General features: G+C 47.6%; 9 protein-coding genes. 5 read left to right on the forward strand and 4 right to left on the reverse strand.

Annotated elements, in window-relative coordinates; translation table 11 throughout:
- Positions 1 to 108: 108 nt before the first annotated feature.
- The gene (locus Q0274_RS10710) at positions 109 to 315 is read right to left on the reverse strand and encodes a hypothetical protein (RefSeq protein ID WP_298029601.1); all 207 of its coding nucleotides are present in this window, start codon (positions 313 to 315) and stop codon (positions 109 to 111) included.
- Positions 316 to 1,012: 697 nt separating this feature from the next.
- Here Q0274_RS10710 and Q0274_RS10715 point away from each other — a divergent pair.
- From Q0274_RS10715 to Q0274_RS10725, 3 genes are all read left to right on the forward strand, one after another.
- Positions 1,013 to 1,942, forward strand: a complete 930-nt coding sequence (locus Q0274_RS10715) for a ribose-phosphate pyrophosphokinase (protein ID WP_177386867.1) — start codon at positions 1,013 to 1,015, stop codon at positions 1,940 to 1,942.
- An 877-nt stretch (positions 1,943 to 2,819) separates the two neighbouring features.
- Positions 2,820 to 4,637 (forward strand): TonB-dependent receptor, encoded by a 1,818-nt coding sequence (locus Q0274_RS10720; protein WP_298029612.1) that lies wholly within the window; start codon positions 2,820 to 2,822, stop codon positions 4,635 to 4,637.
- Positions 4,638 to 4,669: 32 nt separating this feature from the next.
- Positions 4,670 to 5,806, forward strand: a complete 1,137-nt coding sequence (locus tag Q0274_RS10725) for a PepSY domain-containing protein (protein ID WP_298029603.1) — start codon at positions 4,670 to 4,672, stop codon at positions 5,804 to 5,806.
- A 402-nt stretch (positions 5,807 to 6,208) separates the two neighbouring features.
- Here the strand turns inward: Q0274_RS10725 and Q0274_RS10730 are convergent, their stop codons facing one another.
- Entirely contained in the window at positions 6,209 to 6,727 is a 519-nt protein-coding gene (locus Q0274_RS10730) for a hypothetical protein (protein WP_298029605.1), read from the reverse strand.
- A gap of 303 nt (positions 6,728 to 7,030) precedes the next feature.
- Here Q0274_RS10730 and Q0274_RS10735 point away from each other — a divergent pair, with 303 nt between their 5' ends.
- The gene (locus Q0274_RS10735; RefSeq protein WP_298029606.1) at positions 7,031 to 7,774 is read left to right on the forward strand and encodes a hypothetical protein; all 744 of its coding nucleotides are present in this window, start codon (positions 7,031 to 7,033) and stop codon (positions 7,772 to 7,774) included.
- Positions 7,749 to 7,916 (forward strand): hypothetical protein, encoded by a 168-nt coding sequence (locus Q0274_RS10740; RefSeq protein ID WP_298024122.1) that lies wholly within the window; start codon positions 7,749 to 7,751, stop codon positions 7,914 to 7,916. Before Q0274_RS10735 ends, Q0274_RS10740 begins: the two co-directional genes overlap by 26 nt.
- Positions 7,917 to 7,984: 68 nt before the next feature.
- Here Q0274_RS10740 and Q0274_RS10745 read toward each other — a convergent pair whose 3' ends face one another.
- Together Q0274_RS10745 and lepA are read right to left on the reverse strand one after the other, a co-directional pair.
- Positions 7,985 to 8,689 (reverse strand): DUF6882 domain-containing protein, encoded by a 705-nt coding sequence (locus Q0274_RS10745; protein ID WP_298029608.1) that lies wholly within the window; start codon positions 8,687 to 8,689, stop codon positions 7,985 to 7,987.
- A gap of 627 nt (positions 8,690 to 9,316) precedes the next feature.
- The coding region (lepA, locus tag Q0274_RS10750; RefSeq protein ID WP_298029610.1) for a translation elongation factor 4 at positions 9,317 to 10,951 on the reverse strand (1,635 nt) is incomplete at its 5' end.

The following is a 10,951-nucleotide window of genomic DNA, read 5'->3' on the forward strand; positions in this document are numbered from 1 at the left end:
CGAACTTGGAGGCAAGCGAGGTGCCGTCGCTGCTTAGATGGTGCTTCCATCCGTCACAGCCTGCGAGCAGCAGCGCGAGTACGGCGGCAACTTTTAAATTTAAAAATTTCATAATCTAAAATCCGTCCTTAAATCTGCTTTTAAAACTGCTAAATTCGCTTTTAAATTTGCGTTTGAAATTTTAAAATTCACGGCGCGATACCTATTGGAATTTATATCATAATCTGCGTTAGAAATTATGTCGTGATCTGCACTAGGGCGTATGTCGTAGTAAGTCATACTTTGGTTTATGCCGTGACCCTTGACGAGATTCATGTCATACCGCACTAGAATCTATGTAACGACCTGCCTCTCAATTCGTACTCATAGCTTTTCGGTTTTTACAATTTAAGCGGCAAAGGCGGTGTCTAAATTTACGTGACAGACCAAAGTCGCGCGATAAATTTTAAAATTTCGCGGCGCGCGGGCAGACTTTAAAAGCCGAGCTTTAAATTTGATCGTCAAAACGAGCTTTAAATTTTCACCAAAGCAAAGCGCATTTTAAATTTAATCGCCTAAGAAATCTAAAAATTTATACGCCGCGGCAGTCTAAATTTAGCGCGCCGCAAAGTATCCGCGCAGTCTGTCCCATGCGAGCTCAAAATTTAAATTTAAACGCGCTCTCCGCAGCTCTAAAGATAAAATTTTGCGCGTTTGCATAGCGAATGTAAAATTCCGCGCTCATCGACGCCTCGCCCTCTGCGATACGATTTTGCCCGCAATCTGCGCGGCTGCTCGTGCAAAAACGCAGGCTACGATCGTTCGCGGGCGCCGTAATCCGCAGCTAAAATTTCGCCGGAGTAAAACCGCGGCGAGCCGAGCCGCCCTGAAATTTTAAAGAATTTATCCAGCAAATGGGCGGCAGTTCGCGATGCTTGCTTATGAATTTTACGTGAGCGCGGCGGGCGAATTAGCTAAAATTTAGCGCTTTTGGTGTAGAATTCGAGCAAATTTCAATCCAAAGGTCATCAAAATGCGCGGATATAAAATTTTCTCCGGCACCGCAAATCCCGAATTTGCCAAAAAAATCTCCAAATATCTCTCGCTGCCGCTTAGCGAGTGCGCGATCAAAACCTTCAGCGACGGCGAAATCAGCGTCCAGATCGGCGAGAGTGTGCGCGGCAAGGACGTCTTCGTCATCCAACCGACCTGCGCGCCCGCAAACTCCAATCTGATGGAGCTTCTGATCCTAACCGACGCGCTGAAGCGCTCCAGCGCGAACTCGATCACGGCGGTCGTGCCATACTTCGGCTACGCTCGCCAAGACCGCAAGGCAGCTCCGCGCGTACCGATCAGCGCGAAGCTCGTGGCGAATATGATGCAGACGGCGGGGATCGACCGCGTCGTCACGATGGATCTACACGCGGGGCAGATACAGGGCTTTTTCGACGTGCCGGTCGATAACCTCTACGGCTCGCTGATATTTTTGGATTATCTGAAAGAGAAAAATTTAAAAAATCCGATCATCGCCAGCCCCGACGTTGGCGGCGTCGCGCGCGCCAGAAGCTTCGCCAAAAAGCTCTCGCTCGATCTGGTGATCGTCGATAAGCGCCGCGAGGAGGCGAACAAAAGCGAAGTGATGAATATCATCGGCGACGTCGCGGGCAAGGACGTGATCCTAATCGACGATATGATCGATACCGCGGGCACCATCGTCAAGGCCGCGGGCGCGTTTAAGGAACAGGGCGCAAAGAGCGTCAGCGCGTTTTGCACGCACGCCGTGCTAAGCGGTCCGGCATACGAGCGCATCGAAAGCGGCACGCTAGACGGCCTCGTCGTGACCGACACGATCCCGCTAAAGCAGGAAAGCGACCGCATCAAGGTAATCAGCGTCGCTCCGCTTTTCGGCGAGGTCATCAGGCGCGTATATCACGACGAGAGCGTAAATAGCCTATTCAAATAAAATTTTAAAATTTAAAGCGTTGTGCGGTTTGTTTTAGATAGCTGCGGGAATGCGAACTAGACGCTTTGTAGTAAGAGGCGCAACGCAGCCTAAGCTAAGCGCTTGCGCTTATGGGCTCTAAATTTGCAGCGTTGAGCTCGCTGCGATTTGACTATTGTCGATTTAACTGCGATGCAAAATTAGCTTCTATGCGGCGAATTCAATTTATGCGCGGTATTTGCTCCGCGTGGCGGAAATTTTAACTGCAATCGCAGAGCAAATTTGCCGCACCAGCCGCCGCAAGTCGCATTTTAACGCTTAAAAAATTAGTATTAAAAATACCCTACTTTAAATTATTCGTCATAAAAATTTAATTGTTGCTAGCCCCCATACTCGTCGGCTACGCTTCGCAAAGTCTCATTAAATTTCTCTGCAAAAACCCACGGCGCACACTAATGACAGATATCCCGAACTCACTGCATTTAAATTTTGATATTTACAACGCGGCGTAAATTTTTAAAGCTCATTAGCCTTTAAATTTATCATTCTCTCCTTAAACCGCCAAGAGCAAATAAAATTTTATTCATCAATGCCTATAACTAGCGATTGCACGGGAGAATCAAATATGCTTGATAGCGATAACGCCTTTTAATATTTTATAAATATTTAATCTTTTCGGAGCTATAATTTCGTCCGTGAATTTCATTCGCAAAATTTTATCAAAAGGACATAATAATGCGCAGTTTGCATTTATCGCTCGTGGCAGTTTCGGTTTTAACCGCACAACTATGGGGGGGGGCAAGAGGCCGATTTAGGAGAGATCGTCGTAAGCGCCACCGCCTTTGAGCAAGATATCAAAGAAGCGCCGGCATCGATCTCGGTAATATCTCAAAAAGAGATCGAAAAGAGAAATCACAAAGACGTAGCCGACATCGTAAAGGATATACCAGGCGTATATTCCGCGCCTAGATTTAGCTCAATGAAGGGCAAAAGCGATATCAGAATGCGTGGTATGGATTCAAAATATACTAAAATTTTAATCGACGGTCGTCCTGTTTCCAGCGAGAGCGCATTTCCGGGTTTCGGCTCGCAAGGAAGCATCCAAAGCTTCATCCCGCCCGCAAATGCTATCGCCCGCGTGGAAGTCATCCGCGGACCGATGAGTTCTCTATACGGCACGGACGCTATGGGTGGCGTGATAAACATCATCACCAAAGGCTTTTCGAATGAACCTAGCGCCAATATAAACGGCTACTACGACATCGCGCAGCACAAAGACATAGGCAATGGCTACTCTACGGGATTTTATGCAAGCGGCGCGATAGTGCCCGACGCGCTCGGAATTTCGCTTTACGGACGATATTTTCATAAATTTGAAGACGCCAAAGACTACGGCAATCCAAAAGACGCAGATAAGAATTTCGGCGCAAAGCTGATGTTTAAGCCGACCGAAAACGACGATCTCGCGCTTGATTACAAACACACGAAAAACTTGACCTCAAGAACTCTAGGCAAAACGGCGTATCTGGGATATAACACTCACGAAGACGACAAAGACGATCAAATTTCGCTCTCGCATAGCGGAAGATACGATAAATTTCTAACCGATACCTATCTATCGCACGAGGTTACGAAAACCTTTTCCGATCAAGCCGCAAGCGACATCAGGCTAAGATCTACGATATTTAATACTCAAGGCTCGTATCTTTTTGACTCAAATACCTTAACGCTCGGCGCGCAGTATCGCCATGAGAAGCTGGATTCATCACAAAATGAGCCGGGCTTTAGCGATGATGCGCATCTAAAAAGATGGGATGTGTCGGTATTTGGAGAGGATAATTTTTATGTCACGGACGCGCTTGCACTGACTGCGGGCTTAAGATATAACTACGACAAAGACTACGGCGGACACTTTGCGCCGCGCGGCTACATCGTTTATCATCTAAATGAAAATTTATCGTTTAAGGGAGGCGTATCGGCGGGATACACGACGCCTAATATCGACGATAGATCCGAAGGGCTAAAAATTCCGATAAATCACGGACGCGGTATCAGACTGGGACGAAGCAGCCTCAAGCCCGAAACTAGCGTAAATTACGAGATCGGAACAATGTATGACAATAACGATAATCTAAGCCTTTCAGCGACCGTTTTTCACACCGACTTCAAAGACAAGATCGATAGCGTCGTAAGATGCGGCGGCTGGGGATCGGGAGCGGATTTTAATAATCCCGCTACTTGGACTTGTGTTTATCAAGGCAAGACCTATTTTGGAATTTATGAAAACGTAAATATCGGCAGAGCCTCCATAGACGGACTTGAGCTTAGCGGCGAGTGGAAAATTTTATCAAATTTAGCATTTCACGCAAACTATACCTATGCTAAATCAAAACAAAAATCAGGCGAAAACGAGGGCAAAGCGCTGACCGACACCCCGCGCTATATGATAAAAACGGGACTTGATTACGACTTTAATAGCGATCTGAGCTTCTGGACGCAGGTAAATTATATAAGCAGGGTAAAAAATGGCGTATATGTAAACACTAAGGGCTACGCCGTCACCGACGTCGGGACTAACTATAAAATCACGAAAAACGCTAGCGTAAATTTTAGCGTATATAACGTATTTAACGAAAGAGTAATAGACGATAAACCGACCAGGGCCCTCATAGCTGAGGGTCGTAAATTTCAGCTCGGCTTCAACGTAAATTTTTAATTCGAGCAAAATTTAAAGATGAAATTTGAACGATGAGGAGAGTTTTAAAGAAAAACTTTTGGTTCAACGTCCATTTAATTTTGTCTCTGCTTTGTGCACTACCGCTGCTCGTAGTCGCCTTGTCGGGCTGTTTCATCTCGTATCACGATGAAATTTTTGACGCGATTAACGAGCGGCAGTCTTTCGCCGTCCAAAAAGATGCGCCTCGCCTAAAAATTTCTGAAATTTTAAAAATTTTCGGCGAGAAGCAAAGCAGCTTCACGCCGGAGTTAATCGGCATAAAAGACGGCGGCGCAAGCATCGAAGTCGCGGGCAAAGACGGCAAAGGACGAGCAAGAGCGTATCTTTTGAGTCCTTATGACGGACAAATCGTCGGTGAGAACTATGAAGAGCGGATAATGAACGTTGTGCTAAACCTTCATACAAATCTAGGCTTTGAGCTCGCCTTCGGCGAGGGGGCTCGCGAGATCGGCAGGCAAATCGTGGCACTTAGCACGCTAGGGCTCATTTTGCTTTTGCTAAGCGGGATTTTGATCTATTATCCGTTTTTTAGATGCAAGCTCACAAAAGCGCTGAAGATCAACTTCAAAACTCGCGGCTACGCGCTGCTTTATCAGATCCACGGATGCACGGGCATCTATGCGGCTGTAATACTTTTTGCTATAAGCGCGAGCGGGCTATATTTTTCTTATGACTGGTTAGCAAGACTAACGAATAAAATTTTGGGCGAGGAGCAAATTTATAAAGCTGAAAAATTTGAACCTAGCCAAAAGTCTGGGTTTAAGGATACAAGCAAACTGCAAGAGATCGATGCTGTGTTTGAAATTTTTACCCGAAAGCATGGCGAAAATTTTAAATTTTTTAACATAATGCTTAATCCAAAAGACGGAGTATATAGCTCGATATACGGGATTGCGAGCGACGAGAGCGATGAATTTAATAGGATCGCGATCAATGCTACGAGTAGCGAAATTTTAAGGGACGTTAAATTTGCCGATATGAAAGCGCAAATGCCGCGTTTTATGACGATACGCACAGCAGTTTTAGATATTCATTCGGGCGAAATTTTCGGGCAGATCGGCAAGCTTATATTTTGCCTATCTTCGCTTTCATTTTTGTTTTTAGCCGCGAGCGGTTTTTGGATGAGCTTAAAAAGGCTTATAAGATAGATTACGCAAAACACGCAGTACTATTTTAACAGGGCAGAAACATAAAGGCTTTGCAAAAGAGGCTGCGCTCATAGCCTATAAACAGGTGCTTTGTACCGCAGAATTTCAAATTTATAGCATTTAAGCTTGGGTTATAACGCAGAATTTGACTGCAAGGAAGCAGAATTTGTCTCAGCAAAACTACCATTTGCAATTTAAATTGATTTCTTAATTTCTACGAAACTGCACTTTAATTTACCGCGTAGGTTTGCAGCTGTTTTTGTAAATTCCGCGATTTAGAAACCTGCAAAACGCCAAAAACTATTTATGATGGTTTAGATCATGCGAACCGCCACATACGCCCGCCAGTCGTGCTTTAAAAATTTACTGCAGTTTAGTTTGCAATGCAAAGCCCTTGAGCCACTAAAAGCTCTTTATGATCTCCATCAAATGCTTGACAAGAGCCGTAATTGCGGCATTTTCATAGCTATCATCCGTATTTTGCAACGCTATGGTTTTCATATTGCCGAAAAATCCCGGATCGTAATGCTCGATGTCATTTTGCACGTAGCTTCTTAAAATTTGGCCGTTTCTTACTAGTTTAACCTCATAAATAAACTCTATGCCACCGATTCTATCGCTAGGAAACGGAGTAGCTTCGCCGGTAAAGCCCCTGTGGTGCTTTATTGTAATTTTAAGCTCATCGGTAGAGTTTTGATCCAGCAGGTTCGCTTCTTTTAGCGCCGCTAAAAGCTGCTCGTTGTACTTTTTCTCGACTGCTTCCAGCGATTGATAGATAAATTTTTTCGGATTATGGTTTTGGAAGTGTTGGTAGGTAATGCCCTTGAATTTATACGCACTTGCGATCGGCACTTTCGGTTGAGACTGTCCACAACCTGCGAAAAACAACGCCGCAAGAAGCAAAGCAAAAAATTTTTTCATTTTCTATCCTTTAAAATTTCATGAAATTATACAAAAATGGGGTTTAGCCCGGGCTAAATTTACGATCTTTCGGTGCCACTATGCGTTGAAATTTTTATAAATTTGAGAGAAAGCGTAAATTTTAAGCGTAGCTAGGCGGCTAAATTTCAAATCCTTTAAATTTGAAACTCTTTAAATCTCAAAACCTCTTCAAATTTGAAATTTAATCCGAATTTGATCTGAAATTTTATAAAATTCCGCCGTTTTAAACGGGCTTAAAAGCGTGCGCAAGCTGTTTTGCAAGCCCGAAAGAAAGGGAGCTTTATGCCTACTTTTACTACCAAAGACTACAAAGCCGCCCTTCGCAGCCGCGGCGCACGAACCACAAGCGCAGGCGGATTTAGCGTCAAAAACGATAACTCCTTCATCGTGATATTCTCCGTTACGATGATGGCTTTTATATTTTTTTACGGCATGTCGGCAGGGCTCGATTTAGATAAAATTTTTTTAGGAAACGGTCACGGACGCGGGGGAGGCGGGATTTTAGGACTTTTGATCGCCGGCGTAGCTTGGTATCAAGGGCGCGATGGCGGCGGGCTGTTTAAATTTAACGACCACGCGATCACCTTCGTTTCGGGCGCGGGCAAGAGCGAAATTTTGCTCTTTAATATCGACTACGTTAGGCTCACTCCAGGCTTTTTGCGCACCTGCACTGGCTACACGGCGCTTAGCCACTCCCGCTACGTAAAATACGAGCAGTTCTTTACATTTGGAATCGGATCGATCATCGTGCTGTGGCTAGTCGGTATCGCCATGAGCGAGCGCGTGGGGATGGCGTTCGTGATAATGGTCGTGGGCGTCGTGATCTTTATCTTCGCCAAGACGCTCTCGTCGTGGCGGCTAAACGGCGACTTTCACGACATCTTGCTGCGCGACACCGTGCTGATCCGCGGCAAGGATCTAAACGACCGCGTACTGTGGTTTGCGATCACGCCCAGCCGCAACGACCGCCGCAGGTTGCGCGCCTACTTCAAAGAGCATCTTGACTTCGACATCGACGGCGACTGATTTTGATTTAAATTTAGAGATTTGGCGTAAATTTAGCGACAGAATTTTGCAACGTAAAATTTTAAGAGGATTTCGCACGGCGGAATTTTGCGATCTAAATTTTACCGAGCAAAATTCTAAGGATGAAAATGTTAAGATATAAAATTTACGAAGAAGAATTTCACGGCGTAAATTTCAAAGCCTCGAATGCATGCCGCAATATTTGCGGCTCTATACGGCGAACTTCACCTCGCTTAGCCGCCCCAAATTATCAAACGAAAAGAGTGCGTCATTTTTAAAATTTGCTACGATCTTGTCCGCCGCTTCGCTAAATTTCGTGCCGTTTCTAAGTAAAAGCGCCTTAATAAAAACGGCGTGATTTAACTGAAATGTGCCTATATAATCGCGCGCTAAAGAGATGAGCCCCCTTGCGTCCATGCTGAGCTTGATCGTGCCATCGGAGCTCACGCACTCGCCCGCCGCGAACGCCACAAACACCGCTCCGCCTGCGTGCGGACAGCGGTAGTAACATACCGGTTCCTGCGATAATCCGCACGCGATCGCGCTTAGAGCGTGGCCGTTTATCTCCGCGCTTAGTACGAGCTTAGGCGTGCTAAGCTCGGCTAGCCCGTGCCGCAAGCCGAAGTCGCGCACATCTCGCGCAAGGGTGAGCAGCCGCTCATCAAGGCGGTTTATGTTTTCGTATCCCCACAGCCACGTGCGGCTGCTGCTCGCTTCGCTGCCAATATACCAGATGGCGCGCGGCGCATCATCGCCGGAGAGGGTCTTACCGCGCTCAAAATCCACAGACCGGCGCCTGCCCTTTGTGATCAGCTTCGAGCCCATCTCTTGCACCCTTGCGCCGCAGCCTAAACATGCCGAAAATAGATCAGTAAAGCTGCTCTTATCCACGCCTAAGCGGTCTAAAAATTTCATTTTTACTCCTTTGATCTCGCGCCGATAAATTTAGCGCTTTTGCTGAATTTATCGGCGCTCTCTTTTATACGCCGCGCTTGGCTATGGAATTCATCAAAATAAATTCTAGCTGTCGCTTGCGCTATAACGATTTCACGCGGCGCGCAGTAAAATTTAATCAAATTTTACAAAACCGCAGCGGGTAAAATTTCATAGCGGGCGCGCTGGGATAAAATTTTGCAGAAGGCGACGGGCGCGGCGAGTACAACTGCAGGAGATGACGAGCACGACCGCAATGATCGGCGGACGGCAAAATTCAGACCGCCCGCAGAATCGTTAAATTTGAAAGGCGAAATTTTAGCCTAATTTAAAGCGAAATTTTACGACCGAGCAGCGAGCGCTAGAGCTTAAAGCGGCGCAAAATGGGTGCGCAGCAGCGAATGTATCAGCTCGGGCGGCGAGCGATAGTTAAAGCCGTGCGGGCATAAAATTTAAAGCGCCTCTTAAGATAGTGAAATTTAAAGACGAAATTTCATACCGAACGACGAGCCGCTAAATTTAAACCGCCTGCACGATCGTTAAATTTGAAAGGCGAAATTTTACGACAGCGCGGCAAAAGATGAAATTTAGATTGCCCGCACACTAAATTTAATCGATCTTCAGCACGCTCAAAAATGCCTCGCTCGGCAAATTTACCCTGCCGATCGCCTTCATGCGCTTCTTGCCCTCTTTTTGCTTTTCGAGCAGCTTGCGCTTGCGCGTGATGTCGCCGCCGTAGCACTTGGCAGTCACGTTTTTGCCCATGGCGCGGACGTTTTCGCGCGCGATGATCTTGTTGCCGATGCTTGCCTGGATCGCGACCTCAAAAAGCTGCCGCGGCACGATCTCCTTCATCGCTTTAACGAGGTCGCGCCCCTTGGATTCGGCCTTTGAGGCGGGCACGATGATCGAGAGCGCATCGACCGCTTCGCCCGCGACGCGGATATCGAGCTTTACTAGATCGCCGCGCCTATAATCGATCGGCTCGTAATCAAAGCTCGCATAGCCCTTGGTGCAGGATTTAAGCTTGTCGTAAAAGTCCATTATGATCTCGTTTGTCGGCACGTCGTATTCGAGCAGGACGCGCTCAGGCGTGATGTAATCCATCTTGGTTTGGATGCCGCGGCGCAAATTTAAAAGGCTGATGAGATTGCCCAAAAACTCGCTCGGGGTGATGATAGTCGCCCTGACGTAGGGCTCCTCGATGCGCTCGATGAAATTTGGCGCGGGAAGCTCGCTAGGGCTGTGTATCCGCACGCACGAGCCGTCCGTGAGATACACGGCGTATGTGACGGTCGGCGCCGTGGCGATGAGATCGAGATCAAACTCGCGCTCGAGCCGCTCCTTTACGACCTCCATATGCAGTAGCCCCAAAAACCCGACGCGAAAGCCAAATCCTAGCGCCAGCGACGTCTCGGGCTCGTAACTAAGCGAGCTGTCGTTTAGGCTGAGCTTGTCCAAAGCGTCGCGCAGATCTTCAAATTTATCGGTCTGCACGGGATAGATGCCCGCAAACACGAAGGGCTTTGCCTTCTCAAATCCGCCCACCGGCGCGGCGGCGCGATTTTTAAAAAGCGTGATCGTATCACCTACCTGCACGTCGGCGACATTTTTTAGCCCCATTACTACGATGCCCACTTCGCCGCTGCTAAGCTCGCGGGTTTTGGCGGGCGCGAGCGGGTTGGGATACATCAGATCTAGCACCTCGTGGCGGTTCTCACTACCCATGATATAGACTTCGTCGCCCTTTTTCAGCACGCCGTCATAGAGTCTCGCAAGCGCGAGCGCGCCCAGGTAGTTATCAAACCAGCTGTCGTAGATGAGCGCCTTAAGCGGCGCGGCGTCGTCCGTTTTGGGCGCGGGAATGCGAGTGATTATCGCCTCTAAAAGCTCCTTGATGCCCGCGCCCGTCTTGGCGCTGACCTCGATCGCGCTGCTGCAATCAAGCCCGATGACGTGCTCGATCTCCTCTTTTACGCGCTGCGGATCGGCGGCGGGCAGATCGATTTTGTTAAGTACGGGGATGATTTCAAGATTGTGCTGCAGCGCGATATAGACGTTTGCGATGGTCTGCGCCTGCACGCCCTGGCTCGCATCCACGACGAGGATCGCCCCCTCGCAGCTAGCCAGCGAGCGCGAGACCTCATAGCTAAAATCTACGTGGCCCGGAGTGTCGATTAAATTTAAAACGTACATCTCCCCGTCCTCACCGCGGTAGTCGAGGCGGACGGTCTGCGCCTTGAT

This window comes from uncultured Campylobacter sp., from assembly GCF_937973075.1.
Classification (GTDB): Bacteria; Campylobacterota; Campylobacteria; order Campylobacterales; family Campylobacteraceae; genus Campylobacter_B.

Excerpts from the sequence above, each read along its gene's own strand:
- Q0274_RS10735 (WP_298029606.1), top strand. The coding sequence starts at position 7,031 with ATGCCTACTTTTACTACCAAAGACTACAAAGCCGCCCTTCGCAGCCGC.
- Q0274_RS10710 (WP_298029601.1), bottom strand. The coding sequence starts at position 315 with ATGAATCTCGTCAAGGGTCACGGCATAAACCAAAGTATGACTTACTAC.
- Q0274_RS10745 (WP_298029608.1), bottom strand. The coding sequence starts at position 8,689 with ATGAAATTTTTAGACCGCTTAGGCGTGGATAAGAGCAGCTTTACTGAT.
- Q0274_RS10725 (WP_298029603.1), top strand. The coding sequence starts at position 4,670 with ATGAGGAGAGTTTTAAAGAAAAACTTTTGGTTCAACGTCCATTTAATT.
- Q0274_RS10715 (WP_177386867.1), top strand. The coding sequence starts at position 1,013 with ATGCGCGGATATAAAATTTTCTCCGGCACCGCAAATCCCGAATTTGCC.
- Q0274_RS10730 (WP_298029605.1), bottom strand. The coding sequence starts at position 6,727 with ATGAAAAAATTTTTTGCTTTGCTTCTTGCGGCGTTGTTTTTCGCAGGT.